General features: G+C 68.3%; 19 protein-coding genes and 1 tRNA gene. 9 read left to right on the top strand and 11 right to left on the bottom strand.

The window, feature by feature from the left end; genetic code table 11:
• Positions 1 to 13: 13 nt before the first annotated feature.
• Together A7U43_RS06180 and A7U43_RS06175 are read right to left on the bottom strand one after the other, a co-directional pair.
• Complete coding sequence (locus A7U43_RS06180; protein WP_068002010.1) at positions 14 to 1,606, bottom strand: aldehyde dehydrogenase (NADP(+)); 1,593 nt, start codon at positions 1,604 to 1,606, stop codon at positions 14 to 16.
• 86 nt (positions 1,607 to 1,692) lie between these two features.
• On the bottom strand, positions 1,693 to 2,088 hold the full coding sequence (locus A7U43_RS06175; RefSeq protein WP_068002007.1) for a hypothetical protein: 396 nt from the start codon (positions 2,086 to 2,088) through the stop codon (positions 1,693 to 1,695).
• A 133-nt stretch (positions 2,089 to 2,221) separates the two neighbouring features.
• Here A7U43_RS06175 and A7U43_RS06170 point away from each other — a divergent pair, with 133 nt between their 5' ends.
• The 5 genes from A7U43_RS06170 to A7U43_RS06150 are packed head-to-tail and all read left to right on the top strand — an operon-like array spanning position 2,222 to position 9,764.
• Positions 2,222 to 6,106 (top strand): Pls/PosA family non-ribosomal peptide synthetase, encoded by a 3,885-nt coding sequence (locus A7U43_RS06170; protein ID WP_067992347.1) that lies wholly within the window; start codon positions 2,222 to 2,224, stop codon positions 6,104 to 6,106.
• Complete coding sequence (locus A7U43_RS06165) at positions 6,103 to 7,446, top strand: M1 family metallopeptidase (RefSeq protein ID WP_067992344.1); 1,344 nt, start codon at positions 6,103 to 6,105, stop codon at positions 7,444 to 7,446. Before A7U43_RS06170 ends, A7U43_RS06165 begins: the two co-directional genes overlap by 4 nt.
• Positions 7,443 to 8,696, top strand: coding sequence for a polysaccharide biosynthesis protein (locus A7U43_RS06160; RefSeq protein WP_067992341.1), 1,254 nt, complete (start codon positions 7,443 to 7,445; stop codon positions 8,694 to 8,696). The genes A7U43_RS06165 and A7U43_RS06160 overlap by 4 nt, the downstream gene beginning before the upstream one ends.
• A 1-nt stretch (position 8,697) precedes the next feature.
• On the top strand, positions 8,698 to 9,402 hold the full coding sequence (locus A7U43_RS06155; protein WP_082902032.1) for a glycosyltransferase family 2 protein: 705 nt from the start codon (positions 8,698 to 8,700) through the stop codon (positions 9,400 to 9,402).
• Positions 9,399 to 9,764: a DUF2304 domain-containing protein gene (locus tag A7U43_RS06150; protein WP_067992338.1), complete on the top strand. Its 366-nt coding sequence runs from the start codon at positions 9,399 to 9,401 to the stop codon at positions 9,762 to 9,764. The genes A7U43_RS06155 and A7U43_RS06150 overlap by 4 nt, the downstream gene beginning before the upstream one ends.
• Here A7U43_RS06150 and A7U43_RS06145 read toward each other — a convergent pair.
• From A7U43_RS06145 to A7U43_RS06135, 3 genes are read right to left on the bottom strand one after another with little or no spacing between them, the layout of a single operon-like run.
• Positions 9,739 to 10,323: a TetR/AcrR family transcriptional regulator gene (locus A7U43_RS06145; protein ID WP_067992334.1), complete on the bottom strand. Its 585-nt coding sequence runs from the start codon at positions 10,321 to 10,323 to the stop codon at positions 9,739 to 9,741. The genes A7U43_RS06150 and A7U43_RS06145 overlap by 26 nt on opposite strands.
• 1 nt (position 10,324) lies before the next feature.
• Positions 10,325 to 12,100, bottom strand: a complete 1,776-nt coding sequence (locus A7U43_RS06140) for an N-acyl-D-amino-acid deacylase family protein (RefSeq protein ID WP_067992331.1) — start codon at positions 12,098 to 12,100, stop codon at positions 10,325 to 10,327.
• Positions 12,101 to 12,150: 50 nt separating this feature from the next.
• The gene (locus tag A7U43_RS06135; RefSeq protein ID WP_067992329.1) at positions 12,151 to 13,089 is read right to left on the bottom strand and encodes an NAD-dependent epimerase/dehydratase family protein; all 939 of its coding nucleotides are present in this window, start codon (positions 13,087 to 13,089) and stop codon (positions 12,151 to 12,153) included.
• 55 nt (positions 13,090 to 13,144) lie between these two features.
• On the opposite strand from A7U43_RS06135, the gene A7U43_RS06130 reads away from it, so the two are divergent.
• Entirely contained in the window at positions 13,145 to 14,995 is a 1,851-nt protein-coding gene (locus A7U43_RS06130; protein ID WP_231963537.1) for a hypothetical protein, read from the top strand.
• Between the two features lie 59 nt (positions 14,996 to 15,054).
• Positions 15,055 to 15,423, top strand: a complete 369-nt coding sequence (locus A7U43_RS06125) for a hypothetical protein (protein WP_067992323.1) — start codon at positions 15,055 to 15,057, stop codon at positions 15,421 to 15,423.
• Here the strand turns inward: A7U43_RS06125 and A7U43_RS06120 are convergent.
• Entirely contained in the window at positions 15,420 to 15,989 is a 570-nt protein-coding gene (locus A7U43_RS06120; RefSeq protein ID WP_067992319.1) for a TetR/AcrR family transcriptional regulator, read from the bottom strand. The genes A7U43_RS06125 and A7U43_RS06120 overlap by 4 nt on opposite strands.
• Before the next feature lie 47 nt (positions 15,990 to 16,036).
• Between A7U43_RS06120 and A7U43_RS06115 the strand changes: the two genes are divergently transcribed.
• On the top strand, positions 16,037 to 16,891 hold the full coding sequence (locus A7U43_RS06115; protein WP_067992316.1) for a lysophospholipid acyltransferase family protein: 855 nt from the start codon (positions 16,037 to 16,039) through the stop codon (positions 16,889 to 16,891).
• A gap of 222 nt (positions 16,892 to 17,113) precedes the next feature.
• On the opposite strand, the gene A7U43_RS06110 is transcribed toward A7U43_RS06115, so the two are convergent.
• The 3 genes from A7U43_RS06110 to A7U43_RS06100 all read right to left on the bottom strand — a co-directional run bounded on the left by A7U43_RS06110 (position 17,114) and on the right by A7U43_RS06100 (position 19,892).
• A complete protein-coding gene (locus A7U43_RS06110) occupies positions 17,114 to 18,295 on the bottom strand; it encodes a Fic family protein (RefSeq protein WP_067992313.1) in 1,182 nt (393 codons plus the stop codon).
• Between the two features lie 219 nt (positions 18,296 to 18,514).
• Positions 18,515 to 18,590: transfer RNA gene (locus A7U43_RS06105), tRNA-Thr, on the bottom strand.
• Between the two features lie 90 nt (positions 18,591 to 18,680).
• Positions 18,681 to 19,892 (bottom strand): DNA polymerase III subunit delta', encoded by a 1,212-nt coding sequence (locus A7U43_RS06100; protein WP_067992310.1) that lies wholly within the window; start codon positions 19,890 to 19,892, stop codon positions 18,681 to 18,683.
• 53 nt (positions 19,893 to 19,945) lie between these two features.
• Here A7U43_RS06100 and A7U43_RS06095 point away from each other — a divergent pair, with 53 nt between their 5' ends.
• Positions 19,946 to 21,547, top strand: a complete 1,602-nt coding sequence (locus tag A7U43_RS06095) for an adenylate/guanylate cyclase domain-containing protein (protein WP_411289674.1) — start codon at positions 19,946 to 19,948, stop codon at positions 21,545 to 21,547.
• Here A7U43_RS06095 and topA read toward each other — a convergent pair.
• A complete protein-coding gene (gene topA, locus A7U43_RS06090) occupies positions 21,544 to 24,372 on the bottom strand; it encodes a type I DNA topoisomerase (protein ID WP_067992307.1) in 2,829 nt (942 codons plus the stop codon). The genes A7U43_RS06095 and topA overlap by 4 nt on opposite strands.
• 111 nt (positions 24,373 to 24,483) lie before the next feature.
• On the bottom strand, positions 24,484 to 25,065 hold the full coding sequence (locus A7U43_RS06085) for a hypothetical protein (protein ID WP_067992305.1): 582 nt from the start codon (positions 25,063 to 25,065) through the stop codon (positions 24,484 to 24,486).
• Between the last annotated feature and the right edge of the window lie 12 nt (positions 25,066 to 25,077).

The following is a 25,077-nucleotide window of genomic DNA, read 5'->3' as shown; positions in this document are numbered from 1 at the left end:
TCAGATGTGGGGATCAGGATTGGGTGAGCTGGCCGTCGACGCGACGCCACAGGCCATCAGGGTTGCCGTCGGCGATGGCGTTGGGCAGCAGAGCTTTCGGCACGCCCTGGTAGGCGACCGGACGCAGGAAGCGTTCGATGGCACGGGCTCCGACCGAGGTGGTCCGGGAATCGGAGGTGGCCGGGAACGGGCCGCCGTGCACCATGGCGTGGCATACCTCGACACCGGTCGGCCAGCCGTTGAACAGGATCCGGCCGGCCTTGAGCTCGAGCAGTGGCAGCAACCGGCCGGCCGCCTCCAGGTCGGTGTCCTCGGCGTGCACGGTCGCGGTGAGCTGCCCTTCGAGGCCCTGGGCCACCGCGGCCATCTGGTCGGCATCCGCGCAGCGCACGATCAGGCTCGACGAACCGAAGACCTCTGCCTGCAGGTCTTGGGATGCCAGGAACCTGTCCGCATCGGTGCTGAACAACGCTGCCTGACCACAGGTTTCGCTACTGCTGCGTTCTCCACGCGCGACCAATTCGGCCGCCCCGGACAGGGATTCGACCCCGTTTGCGTAGTTGCGGGCGATGTGCGGGGTGAGCATGGGGGCGGCGGGCGCGGCCGAGACGGCCTCCCGGGCGGCATCGACGAACGCGTCCAGGCCTGGGCCGTCGACGGCGATGATCAGTCCGGGATTGGTACAGAACTGCCCCGAACCCATGGTCAGTGAGCCGATGAACGCCTTGCCGAGTTCGGGGCCACGGGATTGCAGGGCGCCGTCGAGCAGGAATACCGGGTTGATGGAGCTCATCTCGGCGTAGACCGGGATGGGCTCGGGGCGGGCCGCGGCCGCGGCGACCAGAGCTGTTCCGCCGGTGCGGGATCCGGTGAATCCGACGGCCTTGATCCTCGGGTCGGTGACCAACTGGATGCCCAGTTGCTCACCGGTTCCGTACAGCAACGAGAAGGTCCCGGCAGGCAGTCCGCTGTCGGCGACGGCCGCGGTGATGGCGCGGGCCACGATCTCCGAGGTGCCCGGATGTGCGTCGTGTGCCTTGACGATCACGGGGCAGCCGGCGGCCAGCGCGGACGCGGTGTCGCCGCCGGCCACCGAGAAGGCGAGCGGGAAATTCGAGGCGCTGAATACGGCTACCGGCCCCAGCGCAATGTTGCGCTGGCGGATGTCCGGGCGGGGTAGCGGAGCCCGGTCGGGCAGCGCGGTGTCGATACGCGCGCCGTTCCAGCTGCCTTCCCGCAGTACGCCGGCAAACAGCCGCAGCTGACCGGTGGTGCGTCCGACCTCGCCGGTGATGCGGGCCTGGGGCAGGCCGCTCTCGGCGACGGCCCGGGCGATCAGCGTCTCGCCGACCGCCTCGATGCGGGTGGCGATGGCTTCCAGGAACTGGGCGCGCTGCTCGGAGGTGGTGGCCCGGTATGTCGGAAATGCCGCCGCGGCCGCCGCGGCAGCGGTCTGGACATCGGTGCTGTCGCCATGGCGGTAGACGGGTTCGAGCGCTGCACCGGCGGCGGGATCGAAGCCGCGGATCTCGGCGCCCGAACCAGTGACGGGCGATCCCGCGATGATCATCTGGCCGGTCAGCTGATTGGCGAGCATGGCTGTCATGACACCCACGCTAAGACGCCGATCCATTCATGTCCAAGACCGATTCGGCGCCGACTAATGCAGCTACTGCATCAGTCGGCGGTGGTTCAGGCGCAGGCCCGGTGGCGCTGCTCCAGCAGCGTCAGCACGGTCCTGCCGATCTCGGCCAGATCCGGCGCGGCGTCCTCCGCAGCTGCGGACGGTCCGACCAGCGTGACACCGTCGGCCACCCCCGCGGTCTCGATATCGGCGAGCAATCCCGCCAGTCCGTTCACGGTGCCCGCGTAGCGCACACCCCGCACCGCGTCCCCCGAGCCGAGCGACGCGTACGCCGCCCGCACATCGTCGGCGACCGCGACGGTGACATCGAGGATCACCGCCACCGTGCCGTCGCGCCCACGCAGCCGGGCACGGGTCCGCCGGGCCTGCTGGAGGTCGCCGGCGGCCACCCGAATCACCGGCTCTGGGCCGGACGTCAGTTCACTCCACGCTTCATCTGCCACGAATAGCCGCACCCCGTCACGGTAAGAATGCGGCCGCGGTGCGGCCAAGGGTTGCGATCAACGCGAGGTGAACCCGACGAGCCGGGCAGCGCGCCGCGCGCGGGCCCCTCGGGTGGCTTAGTAGTTTGTAACAGTGACAGCGGAGCCCGGGCAGGCCATTCCTCCCCAGTACCTACTTTCCCCGGCGGCCGCGCCCCCGCGGACCTTGATCGACGTCCTCTACGAGACCGCCAACCGCTTCCCGGACGCTCCCGCCATCGATGACGGCGAGGTGCAGCTGACCTATGCCGAACTGCTCGGCGACATCGAGGAGAGCGTGCAGTGGCTGGCTGCCCGCGGTATCGGCCGCGGTGATCGCATCGGTATCCGGATGGCCTCGGGCAGCTACGCGCTCTACACCGCGATCCTGGCCACCCTGGCCACCGGCGCCGCCTACGTCCCGGTCGACGCCGACGATCCCGAGGAACGCGCCGCACTGGTCTTCGGTGAGGCGCAGGTGGTGGCGATCATCACCGATGACGGCCTGGTGCGCGGCCCCGGCTCATCGCGCGGGTGGCGGGCGGCGGCACCGCTGACTCGCGACGACGCGTGGATCATCTTCACCTCCGGGTCGACCGGCACCCCCAAGGGCGTCGCGGTCACCCACCGCAACGCCGCCGCGTTCGTCGACGCCGAGGCCCGGATGTTCCTGCGTGACGCCCCGTTGGGTCCCGGAGACCGCGTCCTGGCCGGGCTGTCGGTGGCATTCGACGCATCGTGTGAGGAGATGTGGCTGGCCTGGCGCCACGGCGCGTGTCTGGTCCCCGCTCCGCGATCGCTGGTGCGCAGCGGCATGGACCTGGGGCCGTGGCTGGTGACCCGGGATATCACCGTCGTCTCCACCGTCCCCACCCTGGCCGCGCTGTGGCCCGCCGAGGCGCTCGAAGCGGTCCGGCTGCTGATCTTCGGCGGTGAGGCCTGCCCGCCCGAACTCGCCGAACGACTCGCCGTCGACGGACGCGAGGTGTGGAACACCTACGGCCCCACCGAGGCCACCGTGGTGGCCTGCGCGGCCCCGCTGGACGGTCGCTCCGCCGTCAGCATCGGGCTCCCGTTGGCCGGTTGGGACCTCGTCGTCGTCGACAAGGACGGCCTGCCCGTCGGACTCGGCGAAACCGGCGAGCTGGTCATCGGCGGCGTGGGCCTGGCCCGTTACCTGGACCCCGAGAAGGATGCCGAGAAGTACGCGGCCATGCCTTCGCTGGGGTGGGAGCGCGCCTACCGCAGCGGCGATCTGGTCCGGCTGGAGGCCGACGGCCTGTACTTCCAGGGCCGCGCCGATGATCAGGTCAAGGTCGGTGGACGCCGCATCGAACTGGGTGAGGTGGATGCCGCGCTGGTGAACCTGCCCGGTGTCAGCGGCGGGGCCGCCGCGGTGCGCCGCACCACCAGTGGCAATCCCCTGCTGGTCGGTTACATCGCGAGCGCCGATCCCGGCTTCGACCTGGCGGCCGCGCGGGCTGCGCTCTCGGTGGCGCTGCCCGCCGCGCTGGTGCCGCGGCTGGTCCTGCTCGACGAACTGCCCACCCGGACCTCGGGCAAGGTCGATCGCAATGCGCTGCCGTGGCCGCCCCCGGGCGCCGCCGCGGAAGAGGAACCCGACCTCGGTGGAACCATGGGCTGGCTGGCCGGCCTGTGGCGCGATGTGCTGGCCGCAGCCGTCGACGGTCCGGAAGCCGACTTCTTCGAACTCGGCGGCGGGTCGCTGTCGGCCGCACAGTTGGTGACCGCGGTACGCGGACGCTATCCGCAGGTGACCGTCGCCGATCTGTACGACCACCCCCGGCTCGGCTCGCTGGCCGGTTATCTCGACGAGCTGGCTCCACCGCCGGAGGTCGTGCGCCGCGATGTGGCACCGACCCCGGTTCTCACCCAACTGGCGCAGGTGGCGCTGACGGTGCCGTTGGCGACGCTGACCGGTCTGCAATGGGTGATCTGGCTGGCGATCCTGAACAACGTCGCCGCGGCCACCGAGCTGGTGCCGTGGGCGAACAGCCTGAACTGGTGGTGGATCATCGCCGGATTCTTGATCTTCATCACCCCGCCGGGACGGATGGGCATCGCCGTGCTGGGTGCGCGCACTCTGCTGTCGGGGCTGCAACCGGGCAGCTACCGGCGCGGGGGTTCCGAGCATCTGCGGGTCTGGTTCGCCGAGCGCCTCGCCGAGGCCAGCGGCGCAGAGAACCAGGCCGGGGCCCCGTGGTTGGTGTATTACGCCCGCGCCCTTGGTAATTCCGTCGGCAAGGGCGTCGACTTGCACTCCACGCCGCCGGTCACCGGCATGCTGACCCTCGGCCATCGGTGCTCGATCGAACCCGAGGTCGATCTGACCGGGCACTGGATCGACGGCGATGTGTTCCATGTCGGACCGGTCACCGTGGGCAACGACTCCACCATCGGCGCCCGCACCACCCTGTTCCCGGGGGCCGTCGTGGGTAAGAACGCCGACGTCGCCGCGGGCTCCGGCGTCCTCGGCAAGGTGAAGAACGGGCAGTACTGGAAGGGCTCGCCGGCAGCGAAATCCGGTAAGGCACGCCATCCGTGGCCCGACGAACGTCCCGGCCGCGCCCCCGTCTGGGTGGCGTTCTACAGCGTGACCTCGATGCTGCTGGGTGCGCTGCCGCTGGCCGCGCTGGCCGCCGGACTCGCGGTGCTGGGCTGGGCCGTGCACGGCACTCCCACCCCCGCCGCGGCGCTGGTCCCGGCTCTGCTGTGGACGCCGGCGGCGGCTCTGGTGGCCGTGGGGGTGTACGCCGCATTGACCGTATGCGGGGTGCGGATACTCTCGGCCGGCCTCACCGAGGGTTACCACCCGGTGCGCAGCCGGGTGGGCTGGCAGCTGTGGGCGACCGAGCGGCTGATGGACGCCGCGCGCAACTACCTGTTCCCCATCTACGCCAGCCTGCTGACACCGTGGTGGTTGCGGCTGTTGGGCGCGAAAGTCGGTAAGGACACCGAGATCTCGACGGCCCTGCTGACCCCGAAGTTCACCGAGATACAGGACGGCGCCTTCCTGGCCGACGACACCATGGTGGCCTCCTACGAACTCGGCGGCGGCTGGATCCACGTCGCGAAGGCGACCATCGGCAAGCGCGCCTTTCTGGGCAACTCCGGTATCACCCAGCCGGGCCGGCGCGTCCCCGACGACGGTCTGGTGGCGGTGCTGTCGGCGGCCCCGCACAAGGCCAAGGCGGGCTCGTCCTGGTTGGGCAGCCCGCCCATCCGGTTGCGACGCAAACCCACTGCCGCCGACGCGATGCGGACCTTCAACCCGTCGACCAAGCTGCGGGTGATGCGCGCCGCGGTGGAGACCTGCCGCATCATCCCGGTCATCGTGAGCTTCGCGATCGGCGTCGCGGTGCTCGCCGCATTGCATCAGCTGAGCGTCACGATCGGCTACGGCTGGACCGCGCTGGCCGGTGGCCTGGTGCTGCTGGCTGCCGGCGCGGTGGCCGGCGGCATCGCGGTGGCCGCCAAATGGCTTGTGGTGGGCCGCATCGATGCCATCGAGCACCCGCTGTGGTCATCCTTCGTCTGGCGCAACGAGGTGTCGGACACCTTCGTCGAGACGGTGGCGGCACCGTGGTTCGCCCGGGCCGCGACCGGCACCCCGGTGATGAACGTCTGGCTGCGCGGGCTCGGCGCGAAGATCGGCCGCGGGGTGTGGTGCGAGACCTACTGGTTGCCCGAGGCGGACCTGATCACCCTTGGTGACGGAAGCACCGTCAACCGGGGCTGTGTGGTGCAGACCCACCTGTTCCACGACCGGATCATGCGGATGGACACCGTCATCCTGGACGACGGCGCCACGCTCGGCCCGCACTGTGTGGCGCTGCCGGCGTCGCGGATCGGCGAGGGCGCCACCGTCGGGCCGGCGTCGCTGGTGATGCGCGGGGACGAGGTGCCGCCGTGGACCAGGTGGCAGGGCAACCCGATTGCGCCGTGGACGATCAAGCGGCCGAAGAAGCACGACCAGTGAGCCCCGCCAAGAAGGCCCTTCGCAAGTCGACGTCGCACCAGCCCCCGGTGATCGACCCCTACCTACCGCGCAACGGCAATTTCGGCTACCGGGTGTCCCGCTACGAACTGGACCTCGAGTACAAGGTGGCGATCAACCGGCTCGCCGGCACGGTGACGATCACCGCGGTGACGCTCGCCGCGCTGCGCACCTTCACCCTCGACCTCTCCGACGCGCTGTCGGTGTCGAAGGTGACCGTCAACGGCCGGCGGCCCGGCCATTTCCGGTGCGCGGCAGGCAAGCTGCACATCACACTGGGCGCCGCCCTGCCCCCCGGCGCAGCGATGACCATCGCGGTGCGCTACGGCGGCACCCCGCGGCCGCTGCGCACCGTCTGGGGTGAGGTCGGTTTCGAGGAACTGTCCAACGGCGCCCTGGTGGCCGGACAGCCCAACGGCGCGGCATCGTGGTTCCCCTGCGACGATCACCCCGCCGCCAAGGCCAGCTTCCACATCCGGATCAGCACCGACAGTCCGTATTACGCGCTGGCCAATGGTGAACTGCTGTCCAAACAGGTGCGGGCCAGCCACACCATCTGGGTCTACGAGCAGGCCGAGCCGACATCGACCTATCTGATCACCCTGCAGATCGGCGAATACACCCGCTACCGGCTGCAGAAGAGTCCGGTGCCGATGCAGGCGGTGCTCCCGGAACGATTGCGGCGCAACTTCGACCACGATTTCGGCCGACAGCCCCAGATGATGAAACTGTTCATCCGGCAGTTCGGGCCGTACCCGCTGGCCACCGGGTACACCGTCGTGGTCACCGACGACGATCTGGAGATACCCCTTGAGGCGCAAGGGCTTTCGATATTCGGGGCCAACCACTGCGACGGCAGGCGCAGCTCGGAGCGGTTGATCGCGCACGAACTCGCCCACCAGTGGTTCGGCAATTCGGTGACGGTGCGCCGCTGGCGCGATATCTGGCTGCACGAGGGGTTTGCCTGCTACGCGGAATGGTTGTGGTCCGAGGAGTCCGGCGGCCCGAGCGCCGACGAGCGGGCGCGGATCTACCACCGCAAGTTGCGCGACTCACCACATGATCTGCTGCTGACCGACCCCGGCCCGGCCGATATGTTCGACGACCGGGTCTACAAGCGCGGCGCACTCACCCTGCACGCGCTCCGCGGTGTGATCGGCGACGATAATTTCTTTGCGCTGCTTCATGATTGGACTGCGCGCTACCGGCACAGCACGGCGGTGACCGACGATTTCACCGGACTGGCCGCCAACCATGCCGAGGTGTCGTTGCGCGCGCTGTGGGACCGCTGGCTGTATTCCAAGGACGTACCGGACCTGTGACCGACGCCAGCGCGGCAGTGCCGGCCCGCGGTCCGGTCACGCGGGGAAGTGTCGCCCGCGTCGGACTCGCCACCGCCCTGTCCGCGCTGTGCGGATACGCCGTTCTGTACCTGGCCGCCCGCAATCTGGAACCGGCCGGGTTTTCGCTCTTCGGGGTGTTCTGGGGCGCCTTCGGGCTGGCCAGCGGCGCCGCCAACGGCCTGCTCCAGGAATCCACCCGGGAAGTCCGCGCACTGCGTGGGCGGCACCTGCCGCCGGGCGAGACCACCAGGCCGATGCGGATCGCCGCCGCAGTGGGTGTCGGCGCCGCCCTGGCGATCGCGATCACCGCACCGCTGTGGTCGGGGGCGGTGTTCACCGCCGACCAGTGGCTGAGCGTGGCACTGCTCAGCGTCGGATTGGCCGGATTCTGCCTGCACGCAACCCTGCTCGGGATGCTGGCCGGGGTGGACCGCTGGACGCAGTACGGGTCGTTGATGGTGACCGACGCCGCGCTGCGGGTGGCGGTGGCCGCCGCCGCCTTCGTGCTGGGGTGGGGACTGGCCGGCTTCCTGTGGGCGACGGTGGCGGGTTCGGTGGCCTGGTTGATCCTGCTGGTGATGTCCCCGGCCACCCGCGATGCCGCACGGCTGACAGCTGCCGGCAGCACGCGGACCTTTCTGAACGGCGCCTCCCACTCGGTGGCCGCGGCCGGCGCCAGCGCCATCCTGATCATGGGTTTCCCGGTGCTGCTCAAGGCCACCACCCCCGAACTGGGCGCGGCCGGCGGTGTGGTCATCCTCGCGGTGACGCTCACCCGGGCGCCGCTGCTGGTACCGCTGACCGCCATGCAGGGCAACCTGATCGCACACTTCGTCGACCAGCGCCACCGACGGCTGCGCGCGCTGGCCGTTCCGGCGCTGACCATCACGCTGATCGGCATGCTCGGCGTACTGGCGGCCTGGCTCGCCGGCCCGTGGCTGCTGCGCAGCGCCTTCGGCCCCGACTATCAGGCCGCGGGCGGACTGCTGGCCTGGTTCACCGCGGGCGCGGTGGCCATCGCCCTGCTCACGCTGACCGGCGCGGCCACCGTCGCGGCCGCCCTGCACCGCGCCTACGCGTTCGGCTGGGTGGGCGCCACGCTGGCCGCGGTCATCCTGCTGCTGCTTCCCCTGGGCCTGGAAACCAGGACGGTGACCGCGCTGCTGTGCGGGCCGGTGGTGGGAATCGCGGTGCACCTGTACGCGCTGGCCACGGCGGATCGCGTGTAGTTTGGTCCGCATCGACACGCCTTACCAGGACGTCTGGGTCATCGTCCCCGCCTTCAACGAAGCGAGCGTCATCGCCGATGTGCTCGCCGATCTGCGTGCCATTTTCCCGAACGTGGTCTGCGTCGACGACGGCAGCACAGATGGCACCGCGGATGTCGCCCGCACAGCCGGCGCGCACCTGGTGCGCCATCCGGTGAATCTCGGTCAGGGAGCGGCCATTCAGACCGGCGTCGAGTACGCCCGCAGCCGGCCGGGCGCCGCCGTCTTCGTGACATTCGACGCCGACGGCCAGCACTGCACCAAGGATGTCGTGGCGATGATCGACCGCTTGACCGCCGAGGACGTCGATCTCGTCATCGGTACCCGGTTCGGGCCGGGCGCGGTCAGCCACACCCCGCCGGTCAAGAGGTTTGTCCTGCGTGCCGCCGCGTGGCTGAGTCCGCGCAATCGGGCGCTGGGCCTGACCGATGCGCACAACGGCCTGCGGGTGTTCGACAAGTTGGTCGCCGATGAGCTGGACCTCACCATGAGCGGCATGAGCCATGCCTCCGAGATCATCGCGCTCGCGGTCGAAAAGCGTTGGCGGGTCACCGAAGAACCTGTGGAGATCCTGTACACGGACTATTCGATGTCCAAGGGGCAACCCCTGATCAACGGTGTCAACATCGTGTTCGACGGCCTGCTGCGCGGGAGGATGCCCCGGTGAACTGGATTCAGGTACTGCTGATCGCCGCGGTCATCACGCTGCTGGCGTATCTGTTACGTTCGCGTCGCAGCGCCCGGGCCAAGGCCTGGGTGAAGGTCGGCTACCTGCTGTTCGCGGTGGCCGCGGTGTACGCCATCCTGCGCCCCGATGACACCACGCTGCTGGCGAACAAGCTCGGGGTGGCCCGCGGAGCGGATCTGCTGGAGTACGCCCTGGTGATCGCGTTCCTGTTCACCACCCTGAGCACCTACCTGCGGTTCAAGGATCTCGAACTCCGTTATGCGCGGCTGGCCAGGGCCGTGGCGCTCGACGGTGCGCGCGCACCGGAGGGGCCGGCTAGCGTCCCGCCAGCAGATCGGTGAGCAGCGCGATCCGCTTGTCCTCCAGCTCGGGTATCGGTAACACCGCGCGCAGCAGCGCCGCCCCGTCGAAGGTGTTGGTGAGCAAAGCCGTTAGGACGGGGATGCTGTTGGCCGGGAACCTGTCGACGCCGGGCAGCCCGGCGGCGACCTCGCCGATCTTGGTGGCGTATTCGGTGAGCACATCCTGCAGCGAGGTGCGCAGCGCGGCGTCGGTCCGCGCGGCGATCATCAGTTCGTAGAGCACCGCGTTGGTGTCGTTTCCGGTGACATCGCAGAGGATCTGCAGCACGTCCGCGAGTGCGGGCCGCTCGGGTGGGATCTCGGCGACTCGTTTGCCGAACAGGTCAAGCTGGCGGCGCAGCACCTCATGACCGGTGGCGGCCATGAAATCCCCCATGGTCGGGTAGTGCCGGAACAACGCCCCGACCGACAGGCCGGCCCGTTTGGCGATGGTCGCCGCCGAGGCGCGGGCGTAGCCCACCTCGACGATGGTCTGGATGCTCGCATCGAGGAGCCGGGCGATGGTGTCCGCACGGCGCTGCTGCTGGGTACGGGCCATCTCAGACGGTTGCGGGTCTCGGTGCACCCGCCCGCAGATACCGCCCGGACCGCACGGTGGTGCCGTAACCGTCGCGGAACTCGCCTGCCGAGAACACCAGTCGGCCGTTGACGCCGGTCGCGACGACGGTGTCGTCGTTGCGGTTCACCATGCGGCTCAGATCACCGTAGAACGCAACCCTCGCCTCGTGGTAGGCGTTGACCGAATCATTCAGCGCCGCTGGGTCGATGACCACGAAGTCGGCCCGGTCACCGCGGCGCAGGGTGCCGGCGTCCAGCCCGAACCAGTCGGCGACCTCGGCCGTGAGCCGGTGCACGGCGCGCTGTGGGGACATGAACGGACGGCCGGCCTGCTCGGCGTCGCGAACGCGCTTGAGCAGTCGCAGCGCGTAGTTGTAGAACGCCATGTTGCGCAGGTGCGCGCCGGCATCGGAGAAACCCATGTGCACCGACGGCTCGTTGGCGAGCTTGTCGAGCTGCTTGGGGCGGTGGTTGGCCACGATGGTGGTCCACCGCACGTTGCGCTCGCCGTTGTCCACCAGCACGTCCAGGAAGGCATCCAGCGGGTGGATCCCGCGTTCGTCGGCGATCTGCCCGAAGCTCTTACCGATCAGCGATTCGTCGGGGCAGCCGACGATCCTGGCGTCATGGAAATCGCGGTGCCACAACGCGGGCCCGAGTGTGCGGCGGTCGAAGGACCTGCGGAACCGGCGTCGATATTCCGGGTCGGCGAGCAGCGCGTTGCGTTCCAGCTGATCGCGCAGGTGCAGTGCCGCGGTGCCGGCGCCGAACTCCTCGAACACCGGCAGATCGATACCGTCGGAATACAGTTCGAACGGCACGGGCAGGTGCTGGAAGCGCACCTTCGCGTCCAGCAGCCGGTTCAGCAGCCGCGTGCCGCGGCCCAGCACGTGCACGGCGCCGGGCGCGGACTTGGCGTCGGCGGACACCAGCAGGCTCATCCGAACGCCGCGGCGACGACCGAACCACCCACTGCTCTCCAGGAAGAAGTTGAGCGCCTCCTGAGCTTTCGCGACATTCGGCGCGCTCTGCAGGATGCGGCCGCGCCGGCGCAGCACCTTGATCAGCCGGCGGCGTTCGCGCCAGGTGGCGAAGGTGGACGGCAGCGCGCGGGAACGGAACCGGTCCCCGTCGAGTTTGTCGATGGCGGCGTCCATCCCGGACATGCCGAGCATCCCGGCGTCCAGCGCCGCGTCGAGACGCTGGGCCATCATCTCCAGTTCGGCATCGGTTGGGACCACGCCGCGGGTGGTGGCGCGATCCAGCCCCAGCACCGAGGCACGCAGATCGGAATGGCCCAGCAGCGAGGCGATGTTCGGGCCCAGCGGCAGCGAGTCGATGGCGGCCACGTACTCGGCGGGATTCGTCCAGGTCTTGTGGGTGCTCAGTGCGCCGAGCACGAATTCCCGGGGCACCGCCTCCACCCGGCTGAACAGATCGGCGGCGTCCTCGGTGTCCGCGTACACCGTGGACAGCGAGCACATGCCCAGCAGCACGGTGGTGACACCGTGGCGCACCGATTCCCGCAGGCCGGGATCGAGCAGCACCTCGGCGTCGTAGTGGGTGTGCACGTCGATGAAGCCGGGGAGCACCCACTTGCCCGCCGCGTCGATCACCTCGGGGCAGCCGGTCTCGTCCAGCGGGGCCGCCGACACCTCGGCCACCAGGCCGTCCCGGATGCCGAGGGAGCGGGTCAGCGGCGGGCGTCCGGTGCCGTCGAACCACAGGCCGTCGCGGATGATCACGTCATAGGGCATGACCGCAGACTAGGTTAGATAGCGAGCGATCGCTATCTTTTTCTCATAAGTCAGGATTCGTTGCGGAAGTAGTCGACCGTGCGCTCGATGCCCTCGTCGAGGCCGACCTGCGGTTCCCAGCCCAGCACCTGCTTGCCACGGCTGATGTCGAGCTGCGATTTGCGTAGGTCACCGAGCCGGGCCGGATGAAACTCGGGGTCATCGGCGGTGCCGACCGCTTTGGCGATCGAGGTATGCAGCTCGGCGACCGTGGTGCTGATCCCGGTGCCGACGTTGAAGCGTTGTCCGCCGCCGGCCGCGCCGGCGGCGCGTACGAAGGCGTCCACCACATCGTCGACGTAGACATAGTCACGGCTGTCGGTGCCGTCACCGAAGATCTTGGTCGGCACACCGGCCAGCAACGCCTTGGCGAAGATGGCCACCACACCGGCCTCGCCGTGCGGATCCTGGCGCGGCCCGTACACGTTGCCCGGCGCGATATGGGTGCAGTCCAGGTTGTACAGGTTGCGGAAGGTGTTGAGGTACACCTCGCCGGCGACCTTGCTCGCGGCGTACGGGGACGCCGGGTCGGTGGGCACGTCTTCGCCGGTCGGGTACACCGGCGGGGTGCCGTAGACGGAGCCGCCCGACGAGGTGTGCACGATCTTGCGGACCCCGTGGGTGCGGGCCGCCTCGGCCAGCCGGATGGTGCCGACGACATTGACGGTGGCGTCGAACTGCGGGTTGTCCACCGAATGCCGCACCGAGATCTGCGCGGCGAGGTGGAAGATCACCTCGGGATCGGCGTCGGCCAAGATCGCGGCCAGATCGGCGTCGACGATATCGGCCTCGACGAAAGTGAATTGCGGGTGCTGTTCGGCGGCGGCCAGGTTCGCCCGGCGTCCGGTGCTCAGATCGTCCACTCCGGTGACGGTGTGCCCGTCCGCGAGCAGGCGATCGACCAGCGTCGATCCGATGAATCCGGCGGCTCCGGTAACCAATGTGCGCACCGGGCCACTGTAGCCGCGTGAGCTGTGCGGGATCGCCTCCGTACAGTCGCAACCGATGAACGGGAGGCCAGGCGAGCGCAGCGACGGGAGATGGACCCCGGGCGAGCGCAGCGACGGGAGACGGACCCCGGGCGAGCGCAGCGACGGGAGATGGATCTGCCGGGCGGCGGTCGCACTGGTCGCGGTGCAGCTGCTGATCCGGTCCGTGCTGGCCTTCGGCGGTGACTTCTACTGGGATGACCTGATCCTGGTCGGGCGGGCCGGCACCCAGCCGCTGTTGTCCGCGCAGTACCTGTTCGACGATCACGACGGGCACGTCATGCCGGGTGCCTTCCTGGTTGCCGGGGCGATCACCCGGCTGGCACCACTGCAGTGGGCCGGCCCCGCGATCAGCCTGGTGCTGCTGCAACTGCTGGCGTCGGCGGCGCTGCTGCGCGCGCTGTACGTGATCCTGGGTTGGCGCCCGGTGCTGCTGGTCCCGCTGACGTTCGCACTGTTCACCCCCCTGACGGTGCCCGGATTTGCCTGGTGGGCAGCGGGATTGAACTCGTTGCCCATGCTGGCCGCGCTGGCGTGGGTGTGCGCCGATGCGATCCTGGCGGTACGCACCGGGAATCGGCGTTATGCCGTGACCGCCGTCGGGGTCTACTTCGGCGCCCTACTGTTCTTCGAGAAATCCGCAGTCATCCCGTTTGTGGCGTTCACGGTGACCGCGCTGCTGGCCTGGGTCACCGGTGGGTCCGTCGCGGATGTGTGGCGGCGCGGAATCCGGCTGTGGACGGGACTTCTCGCGGTGACCGCCGCCTGGATTGGGGTCTACCTGGTGGTGGTCGACCAGCAACGCTGGTCGCTGGATCTGGGCATGACCTGGGATCTGCTACGGCGTTCGGTGACCCATGGCATCGTGCCCGGGTTGGCCGGCGGGCCATGGGACTGGCAGCGGTGGGCACCGGCGTCGCCATGGGCCGCCCCTGCGGTCCCGGTGATGGTGCTGGGCTGGCTGGTGCTGGCGGCTGCGGTGGCGGTGTCCCTGGCGCGCAAGGAACGCATCGGTCCGGTCTGGCTGGTCGCCATCGGCTATGCGGTGGCCTGCCAGGTGCCGATCTATCTGATGCGCTCGTCGCAGTTCACCGCACTTGAATTGGCCCAGACGCTGCGCTATCTGCCCGACCTGGTGGTGGTCCTGGCGCTGTTGGCCGCTGTCGCGTTCCGCGCCCCGAACCGCGCGTCGTCGCGGCGGCTGGACGCATCCCCGGCCCGGACGGTGGTGGTCATCGTGGCCGCGGCGGCCTTCGTCGGCAGCAGCCTGTACTCGACAGCCACCTTCCTGCGGGTCTGGCGGGACAGCCCGGTGCCGGCCTACCTGGACAATGCGCGCACCAGCCTGGCTGTGGCCGGCCCGCAGGCGGCGCCGCTGCTGGACCAGGAGGTCGATCCGATGATCATGCAGCGGGTGGCCGCACCGGAGAACCTGGCCAGCCACATGTTCGCGTTACTGCCCGACCGTCCGGAGTTCGGCAGCACCACAACGGAACTGCGGGTCCTGGACAGTACGGGGCGGTTGCGTGACGCACTGGTCAGCTGGGTGCGCACCATCACCCCGGGGCCCGTGCCGGGCTGCGGCTACCTGGTGCAGACCGAGGACTCCGATGTGGTCATGAGGTTGGACGGGCCGCTGCTGCCCGCGGACTGGACCGCCGAGCTCAACTACCTGGCCAACAGCGAGGGATCGCTGACCATGTCGCTGACCGAGGGTGTACCGGTGAAGGTGCCGGTGCACCCCGGCCTCAACCGGGTGTTCGTGCGGTTGCCCGGAGCGGGTGACGCCATCCGGGTGAGTGCGAACACCGCTGCGCTCTCGGTGTGCATCGCCGCCGGGCCGCTCGGGTTCGTGGCGCCTCGATAGTTCGGGCCGTGCGGCGTGTGCGGGCCCGAAATGTCGGCGCCTGTCCCTAGCCTGGATGCATGGACCAGGCAGATTCGCGACCGTCGGTGGTCGCACCGTGCAAGCATTGCGGCACCGACACGGTCTGGCTGCAGATGGCCTATGGGGACTGGCGCCTGTTCGAGGCGCGGATGTACCCGACCGAGGAGAGCGCGGCGGGTAACCGGTTCGCCATCCGCCGGATCACCCGGCAGGTGATCGATCTGGAGGATGAGCACGAGGCCCGTTGGCCGGCGAAATGCCTTCAGCTGCACCGGTTTCATTGCCCTGCCAGTCACGACGACTCGTTGTTTCACCAGCGTCGCCCGCGCCAACCCCACGATATCGATCTGGAGGATATGTGGCGGCGGCTGGCTGAGCGCAAGCAATCCCAGCGCCGAGCGGGCTAGCCCCGCGGCGAGATCAGTCGGCCGGCGGCCTCGACGGCGACGGCCCGCCGGTGGGCGAGGATCTCGGGATCGCCGGTGATGGCACCGGGATCGGGCAGGTGGGCCCAGGCCAACCCGATGGCGAACAGCAGCACGAGCAGATCGTCGGGCCGCCACGCGGTATCGACCCGCCCGGCCGCCTGGGCTTCGCCGATGGCGGCTATCGCGTGTGCGGGCAGCGGTTGGCCATCGAGTTCCGGTGCTCCAAGGGCGAATCCCTCCAGCCGGGCCCAGTCGATCATCCGTAGGTGCTCGGGCCTGCGGCAGGCCAGATCGTAGATATCGCCGACGAACTCCTCGACGGCCTCGGGGCGCGGGGTGGCCGCCCGGTAGAACGCGGCGGCGTCGGCGGCCAGCACCTCCCGGAACAGTGTTTCCTTGTCCCGAAAGTGCGCGTACAGCCGTTCCTTGCTGGCGTGGGCCGCGCGCGCGATGCGGTCGATGCGGGCACCGGCCAGTCCGTGCCGGGCAAACTCGACGCGGGCCGCCGCCAGGATCTCGGTCCGGAGTTCGGTCGTGGTTCGCACAGCGGAATCATAGCCAGACGAACCGGTTCGTTCGCTACGCTGGCGGTATGACGATCATGACGGACACCGCACGGTTGATGGACCAGCCCGGCCGGATCCAGACGATTCGACAGATCGTCGAAACGGTCGCCGACGGCGTCGGGCCCCTGCTCGACCTCTACCGGCCCTATGTCGACGGACTCCAGCACCTCCCCCGCGACGGCCGATTCCTGCTGGTCGGCAATCACACCCAGTCCGGTGCCGAGGGGTTTCTGATCCCGTATCTGGTCCGCCGCGAAATCGGCACGCTGGTACGACCGTTGACCGACCGCGGCTTCGGCAAAATGCCCGGCCCGGCCGCCGATCTGCTGGCCGCGTGCGGGGCGACCGTCGGCGCACCCGAGGCGGCGCACGAACTCATGCGCCACAACCAGCCCATCCTGGTGTTCCCCGGTGGTGGCCGCGAGATCGCGAAGTTCAAGGGCGAGGAGTACTCGCTGCGCTGGCAGGGTCGCACCGGCTTTGCGCGCATTGCCGCCGAACACGACTATCCGATCGTGCCGGCCGGGCTCATCGGTGGCGATGACGTGTATCGCAGCCTCACCACCCGCGACGGCCGGTGGGGGCGGCTCAGCCAGGCCCTCGCGAAGGCGCTCGGCGCGCCCGACGATATGGCCATGCCACTGCTGCACGGCATCGGACCCACGCTGATCCCACGGCCGCAGCGGATGTATCTACGCTTCGCCGAACCGATCGACACCACCAGGCCGGCCGGCGTATCCGCGCCGGACTGGGCAGACACCGTGAAACACCGGACCCAGACAGCGCTGGAGGCGGTGCTGGCCGACGTGCAGGAAATTCGGGCCGGTGACCCCTACCGCGAGTTGAATCCGCTGGCCTGGCGCGACGCCGTGCGGCCGTGACGGCCGCGGTGAACGCAAACGTGGAGCCACCCAGGGGAATCGAACCCCTGACCTATTCACTTAGGACCAGGCGGCTACGCGTTCCGCAACCAATGCACGATTCCTGTCATTTGAGGCCAAAGCGGCGGCTGAGCATCTCAGGCGATTGGTCAATCCGATGATTCTTGGCATCTCCGTGCCGTAAGTGTGGCCAACTACAACCGCTCCCCGCGCGGGTGCGTGCTAGTGATCCACCCGGTTCACCGTCCGCAGTATCTCTGGAGCGACGAACATCCTGTCCTGGCGCCGGCCAGTTATCTCCATCAGAATGCCCTGTTCGATGAGCTTTCCGACCGCCTGGTTAGCAGCCTGGAAAGACTTGCCCAACAGGTTCTTTACGGTCGGTACATCAATGACTGGGTATCCAATTAGGACTTCGGCGATCTCCACTGGGGACCCGCGCATACCCCTAGCTCTCAGATCTGCAACCATCCGGTCGCGGATCGACAAGAGAGTTTGGATTTTGGTAAGACCTTCGCGGGCTTGAACTTCGACGGCTTCCGCGAACAGTTCGACCCACGGACTGAAGTCTCCGGAGAGAGTAACATCAAGTAGCCCATCCTGATATAGCTGCCGTCTTGATTCGAACCACGGTGCGATATTAAGGACCGGCCACCGGAGTTCACCTGTTTGCATGATCTGCAATAGAGAAATCAGCCTTCCTAGGCGGCCATTTCCGTCTCCAAACGGATGGAGCGTCTCGAATTGGTAATGACCAATCGCCATCTTCGCGACTATGAGAAGGTCGGACTTTTGGTTGATCCATTGTTCCCAGGCGTCAACCCCGAAAATGAGGTGATCGCCCGCGGGACAAGGTACGAACCTAGCCTCCTGGATCGGTTTGTTCTCCGCGCCGATCGCTACCTCGTGCGGGCGAAGATCACCGGCATCTGCTGTATCACCCTTTGTTCTGCGGACAATGATCCGCTGTAGCCCGCCGAGAAAGCTGCGTGAAATCCGGCGCTCAGTGATGTTCTGGATAGCAAGCTCGGATGCTTCCACGTAGTTGCGAATCTCGCGTTGTTCGTAGGACATTTGGTTGTCTTGGAGGAAGTCGGCTTCAAGAACTTCCTGGAATGTCGCGTACGTGCCCTCAAGCGCAGAAGTGCTGGCTGCTTCTCGCCGAATGATCGGTCGAACCAAGATTTCAGGACGAGGCAGTTGCGCAACTGCCTCGTCCAGTCGCGCGATGGCCATGGCAGCTTTCGCGGCTGCCGCCACTGCGGCCGGGCTTAGGTTCGGTTCCACAGGCAGCGGGTCCGGTAGGTATGCCCAATACTCCCAGGGCTCCATGGTCCTGGGGTCAAGGCCGCTAATCGGGATCAGATTCCCGATCGGCGACTTGCCCACAGCTTCGATATCCATAGGTTCAACCTTACGGGATTTAGGTTGAACTTCTCACGCAAGGTTCAACGTACATAGAAGCGCGCCGCTGAGACTCAACTTGTTAGCCTACTTAGTTGAATTACGGACTTGTCAGTTCAACTAATTCAAGATCGCCGACCGCCCTACTTCTCTTCCTAGGCCGGAGGAGGGGTCTCAGTTGCCGCCTTCGGGGGCATCAACCGAGGTAATACAAGAACGTGGAGCCACCCAGGGGAATCGAACCCCTGACCTATTCATTACGAGTGAATTGCTCTACCGACTGAGCTAGGGTGGCGCGCCTGCCTACGCAGGCGGGACGAGTCTACGGCAGCCCCGGCTCGCGACCCAAGTTGATCCCCTGGTCGCTGCGCTCCTGCCCGCCGAATCAGGTTTTCAGGGCCTGCCCCACCGTCGCGACCATCGCGTCGACGGCGAACTTCGGCTTCACGTTGATCGCCAGCGCCTCCCGGCAGTCCAGCACCGCCTCGATACAGCGCAGCAGCTTGTCCGGCGCCACGTGGGCGGCCATCGATCCCACCTTCTCGGCCATATCCGGGTGGTTGGCGACCACCCCGCCCGCACCGGCCGACACCACCAGCGCGTCGCGGAAGTAGGTGGCCAGGTCCATCAGCGCACGGTCCAGCGCATCGCGGGACGCGCGGGTCTGCCGTGATTTCTGGCGTTGCTCGAGCTGCTTCATCGCCCCACTGGCGCCGCGCATGGCACCCGCGGTGCCCTTCCCGGTGCCGCCGGCACCGAGCGCGGTCCGCAACTCCTCGGTCTCGCTCTCATTGCGGTCCATGGTGAGTGCCTTCGCCTCCGCCTCCGCGGTGGCGACGAGTTCCTCGGCCGCTCCGTAGGCGCGCGACGGCGTGGCGGCATCGCGGGCCAGGCTCAGCGCTCGCTCCCGGCGCAGCCGCGACTCCGGATCGGTCGCCAACCGGCGGGCGCGGCCGACATGTCCCCCGCTGACCGACGCCGCCCAGGCCGCCACGTCGGCGGCGATGCCGTCCCGTTCGGTGAGCACCTCGGCGATCGACGCGGTCGGCGGTGTCACCAGCGCGACATGCCGGCAGCGCGAGCGCAGCGTCACGGCGATGTCCTCGGGATCCACCGACGGGGCGCACAGCAGGAACACCGTCGACGGCGGTGGCTCCTCGACCACCTTGAGCAGCGCGTTCGCCGCGCCCTCGGTGAGGCGGTCGGCATCCTCGACCACCACGATCTGCCAGCGACCCGTGCCCGGCCGGCGCGACGCGATCTGCACGATCTCGCGCATTTCGCGCACCCCGATGGACAACCCTTCCGGGATGATCCGGCGCACGTCGGCATGCGTGCCCGCCATCGTGGTGGTGCACGACCGGCACTCACCGCAGCCCGGCTGCCCCTCCGACGTGCACTGCAGCGCCGCGGCGAAACACACCGCCGCGATGGAACGACCGGACCCGGGCGGGCCGGTGATCAGCCAGGCATGAGTCATTCCCCCAGCTGTGAGACCACTGTGAGACATGTCACCCCGGGCCGCCGTGGCGGCCGCGAGCAGCTCCTCCTCGACGAGGTGCTGACCCACCAGACGTGAAAAGACACCGCTGCGCACCGCTCAACACTAGTGGCAGCGGCGGACACGACACGGGCTCAGCGGCGCGACTCGTGGCCGGTGACCGATACGGTGAACGGGTGAGTGCGGAGGTGACACCGATCGGACGCGTCAGCGCGTTCGTTCGCTGGGTGGCCCGCACGCCGTGGCCGGTGTTCGGCCTGGGCATGGTGCAGGCCGACATCATCGGCGCGCTGCTGGTGCTGGGTTTCCTGCGCTACGGCCTCCCTCCCGAGGACCGCATCCAGCTCCAGGAGCTTCCGGCGTTCAACCTGGCGGTGTTCCTGGCCTATCTGTTCGTCTCGTTCACCATCGCCGCCTACATCACCCTGCGGATGCTCATCCCGGTGATCCGCTGGCAGCGCCGCGACACACTGCTCGGTGACACCTCGACCACCATCACCGAGGTGGCCCGGGTGCGGGCGCTCAAGATGCCCTTCTACCGGTCGGTCATCAACGTCACCAACTGGTGTCTGGGCTCGATCGTGTTCATCGTGGCGAGCTGGCCGGTGGCCAGCAAGTCGGCGCCCGTCGTCGCGGTCGCCACCGCCCTGGGCGCCACCGCGGTCGCGATCATCGGATACCTGCAGTCCGAGCGCGTGCTGCGACCGGTGGCGGTCGCCGCTCTGCGCACCGGTGTGCCGGAGAACTTCCGTGCCCCCGGCGTGATCCTGCGCCAGGTGCTCACCTGGGTGTTGTCCACCGGCGTGCCGATCCTGGCGATCGTGCTGGCCGTGGTGGCGAGCAAGTTCGAGATCCTCAATGCGCCGGCCGACAAACTGACCACCCCGATCCTGTTGCTGGCCATCGCCGCGCTGTTGATCGGACTCGTCGGCACCGTGCTGGTCTCGATGTCGATCGCCGACCCGCTGCGTCAGCTGCGCTGGGCGCTGGGCGAGGTGCAACGCGGAAACTACAACGCGCACATGCAGATCTACGATGCCAGTGAGCTCGGCCTGCTGCAGGCCGGCTTCAACGACATGGTGCGCGATTTGGCCGAGCGGCAACGTCTGCGTGATCTGTTCGGCCGGTACGTCGGCGAGGACGTGGCCCGCCGGGCTCTGGAACGCGGGACCGAACTGGGCGGCCAGGAACGCGATGTCGCGGTGCTGTTCGTCGACCTGGTCGGCTCGACTCAGCTGGCCTCCACCATCCCCGCGTCCGAGGTGGTGAACCTGCTCAACGAATTCTTCCGCGTCATCGTCGACACGGTGAACAAGCACGGCGGGTTCGTCAACAAGTTCCAGGGCGACGCGGCGCTGGCCATCTTCGGCGCCCCGATCGAACACCCCGACGCTTCCGGTGCCGCGCTCGCGGCGTCCCGCGAGCTGCACGACGAGTTGGTGAATGTGTTGGGCCAGACCGAGTTCGGTATCGGGGTATCCGCCGGACGGGCGATCGCCGGCCACATCGGCGCTCAGGCCCGCTTCGAATACACCGTGATCGGCGATCCGGTGAACGAGGCCGCGCGGCTCACCGAACTGGCCAAGCTGGAAGAGGGCCACGTTCTCGCCTCCGCCATCGCGGTCAGCGGCGCGCTCGACGCCGAGGCCCTGTGCTGGGACGTCGGCGAGATCGTCGAGCTGCGCGGCCGCAAGGCACCCACGCAGCTGGCCCGGCCGGTGCGGCCGTACACCCGCGCGTTGTCCGGCTAAGCCTTCTTGGCGGCGGCCTTCTTCGCCGGGGCCTTCTTGGCCGGAGTCTTCTTGGCCGCAGCCTTTTTCGCCGGCGCCTTCTTGGCCGCCTTCTTCACCGGGCCCCGCGCACGACGATCCGCAAGCAGCTCCGAGGCGCGTTCATCGGTGATCGACAGCACGTCGTCGCCCTTGCGCAGGCTGGCGTTGGTCTCACCGTCGGTGACATACGGTCCGAAGCGGCCGTCCTTGATCACCATCGGCTTGCCCGAGGCCGCATCGTTGCCCAGCTCGCGCAGCGGCGGGGTGGCCGCACCCTGGCGGCCGCGCCGCTTGGGCTCGGCGTAGATCTTGAGTGCCTCGTCGAGGGTGATGGTGAACATCTGCTCCTCGGTGGCCAACGACCGGGAATCGGTGCCGCGCTTGAGGTATGGGCCGTAGCGACCGTTCTGCGCGGTGATCTCCTCATTGTTGGCCGGGTCGACACCGACCACCCGCGGCAGCGACAGCAGCTTGAGCGCGTCCTCGAGGGTGACGGTCTCCAGGTCCATGGTGCGCAGCAGCGACCCGGTCCGCGGCTTGGGGCCCGTCGGCTTCTTGCCCTTCTTGGCGCCCACACCCGCATCCGGATCCTCGGGCGGCTCCGGCAACACCTCGGTGACATACGGGCCGAACCGCCCGTCCTTGGCCACGATCTCGTGCCCGGTCTCCGGGTCGACGCCCAGCGAGCGGCCCTCCTGCGGTGTGGCGAAAGCCTTTTCGGCGAGCTCGAGGGTCAGCTCGTCGGGCGTCAGCTCGTCCTTGAGGTTCGCGCGCTGCGGTTTGAGCTCACCCGGATTGTCCGGATCCTCGATCATCCGCTCCAGGTACGGGCCGTTGCGGCCGACCCGCACATTGACCGCACGCCCCTGGTCATCGTCGAAGAGCTTGATGGAGTTGACGAGTCGGGCATCGATCTCTTCGAGGTTGCCGCCCACCAGCTGCTTCAGGCCGCCGGCACGGGCGATCGAACCGTCGACGCCGTGCTCGCCACCGAAGTAGAAGTTGTTGAGCCAGTTGGTCCGTCGCTCGTTACCGGAGGCGATCGCGTCGAGCTCGTCCTCCATGGCGGCGGTGAAGTCGTAGTCGACCAGCCGGCCGAAGTGTTGCTCCAACAACCCGATCACGGCGAAGGCCACCCAGGACGGCACCAGCGCGCTGCCCTTCTTGTGGACATACCCGCGGTCCTGGATCGTCTTGATGATCGACGAGTACGTCGACGGCCGGCCGATGCCGAGTTCTTCGAGCGCCTTGATCAGCGAGGCCTCGGTGTAGCGGGCCGGCGGACTCGTGGTGTGCCCGTCGGCGGTCAGATCCGCGGCGTCGACCCGCTGACCCTGGGTGAGGTTGGGCAGCCGGCTCTCGGCATCGTCGGATTCACCGCCGGCCTGATCGTCGATGCTCTCGACGTAGGCCTTCAGGAAGCCCGGGAAGGTCAGCGTGCGTCCGCTGGCGTTGAAGACGACCTGCTCACCCGAACTGGCGGCGCCGGCGATGCGCAGGCTCAGCGTGGTGCCGCGCGCGTCGGCCATCTGCGAGGCCACGGTGCGCTGCCAGATCAACTCGTAGAGCCGGAACTCGTCGGTCTCCAGCGCACTGTGCAGCTGACCCGGAGTCTGGAACACGTCACCGGACGGGCGGATCGCCTCGTGGGCCTCCTGCGCGTTCTTCACCTTGCGGGTGTACTGACGCGGGGTCGGATGTACGTACTCCGCACCATAGAGATCGCGAGCCTGGTTACGCGCGGCGTTGATCGCCGACTCCGACAGCGTCGTCGAGTCGGTACGCATGTAGGTGATGTAGCCGTTCTCGTACAACCGCTGCGCGATGCTCATCGTGCGCTCGGAGGAGAACCGCAGCTTGCGCCCGGCCTCCTGCTGCAACGTCGACGTCATGAACGGCGCGTAGGGCTTGCGGGTGTAAGGCTTCTGCTCCACCGAGGAGACGGCCAGTTGCGCACCACGCAGCCCGTTGGCCAGGACGGTGGCCGCGGCCTCATCGAGCACCAGGACCTCGTCGGGCTTGCGGACCGCGCCGAGGGAGTCGAAGTCGCGCCCGGCCGCCACCCGGCGCCCGTCGACGGTATTGAGTTTCGCGGTGAACCGCGGCGGGGCGGCCTGCGGATCGGACACGCTGGCGTCGAGCTCGGCGGTGACGTCCCAGTACCCGGCACTGCGGAAGGCCATCCGCTCGCGCTCGCGCTGCACGATGATGCGGGTGGCCACCGACTGCACGCGGCCGGCCGACAGCTTCGGCGCGACCTTCTTCCACAGCACCGGGGACACCTCGTAGCCATAGAGGCGATCCAGGATGCGGCGCGTTTCCTGCGCATCGACGAGGTCGATATCGAGGTCGCGAGGGTTCTCGGCGGCGGCCCGGATGGCCGGCTCGGTGATCTCGTGGAACACCATCCGCTTGACCGGGACGCGCGGTTTGAGCGTTTCGAGCAGATGCCAGGCGATCGCCTCGCCCTCGCGGTCACCGTCGGTGGCGAGGTAGAGCTCGTCGACATCCTTCAACAGGGCCTTGAGCTCGGTGACCGTGGCCTTCTTGTCGGGGCTGACGATGTAGAGCGGTTCGAAATCCGCGTCGACGTTGACGCCGAGGCGCGCCCACGGTTCGGATTTGTACTTGGCCGGCACGTCGGCGGCCGCGCGCGGCAGGTCACGAATGTGCCCGCGGGAGGACTCGACGATGTAGTTGGAGCCGAGGTAACCCGCGATCTTGCGCGCTTTGGTCGGCGACTCGACAATCACGAGCCGCCGAACGTTACCGGCGCCTGCCCGGCTCCGGTCGTCGTCAGCCACCTGCTCTTACACTCCACTTCTCTGTTGCCGAGGCGCCGTGCGGCGCGCTGGCAACTGACAATTTCGCATCCTGGGCGAACCAACGCAAACTGGCTCGCCCGTCGGCGTTCCTTATATTCGCGGCCATTGTGCAAACGCCTCGGTGTCGTCGGGAGGTTCCCCGACGTTCTCTACCAGCCGTGATAGGCGCCGCCTACCACTGACGCGCAACGCCGGACGGGAGCCTCTGGTACCGATCAAGGTGGGCGCTATACCCACTCGCATCAGCGCCGATGCCAGCACCGGGTGGGTATCGGGTGCGTGCGGGTCCAATCCCAGCAAGTAACGGTCCGCCGCCTCGGGCGTCCCCGCGGCCAGCGTCCAGGCCCGCAATTCCCGCGCGCCGGGCAGCCAATTGCCGGGAACGGTCTTCACCGCGCCGCGCGTCCAGTCGGCGGCGATCCCGGCCAACCGGCTGTCCATGCCGGTGCGCACCAACGGCGTGTCCTCGTCGGTGCGCAAGATTTCGGCCTGCAGCCCGACCTCGGTGATCATCACCGCCAGCTCACGGGCACGCCAGAGCGCGTCGACCACGATGGACAGCCGCGCCTCACCGCCGGTGAGCACCACCTGGCCGTGGGCGGCCAGCAGCCCGGTCAGGTCCTCGACCGTCGGCGGCACCGACTCGGCCGAGAAGAACGACAGCTGGCTCACACGCACGACACT

Origin of the sequence: Mycobacterium adipatum, from assembly GCF_001644575.1 — a bacterium.
In the GTDB taxonomy this organism is placed as follows: domain Bacteria; phylum Actinomycetota; class Actinomycetes; order Mycobacteriales; family Mycobacteriaceae; genus Mycobacterium; species Mycobacterium adipatum.
Note: the sequence above shows the minus strand (reverse complement) of the source record. Positions and strands in the feature narration are given on the sequence as shown.

Excerpts from the sequence above, each read along its gene's own strand:
- A7U43_RS06110 (WP_067992313.1), bottom strand. The coding sequence starts at position 18,295 with ATGGATATCGAAGCTGTGGGCAAGTCGCCGATCGGGAATCTGATCCCG.
- A7U43_RS06115 (WP_067992316.1), top strand. The coding sequence starts at position 16,037 with ATGACGATCATGACGGACACCGCACGGTTGATGGACCAGCCCGGCCGG.
- A7U43_RS06145 (WP_067992334.1), bottom strand. The coding sequence starts at position 10,323 with ATGGCCCGTACCCAGCAGCAGCGCCGTGCGGACACCATCGCCCGGCTC.
- A7U43_RS06140 (WP_067992331.1), bottom strand. The coding sequence starts at position 12,100 with ATGCCCTATGACGTGATCATCCGCGACGGCCTGTGGTTCGACGGCACC.
- A7U43_RS06130 (WP_231963537.1), top strand. The coding sequence starts at position 13,145 with ATGAACGGGAGGCCAGGCGAGCGCAGCGACGGGAGATGGACCCCGGGC.
- A7U43_RS06180 (WP_068002010.1), bottom strand. The coding sequence starts at position 1,606 with ATGACAGCCATGCTCGCCAATCAGCTGACCGGCCAGATGATCATCGCG.
- A7U43_RS06125 (WP_067992323.1), top strand. The coding sequence starts at position 15,055 with ATGGACCAGGCAGATTCGCGACCGTCGGTGGTCGCACCGTGCAAGCAT.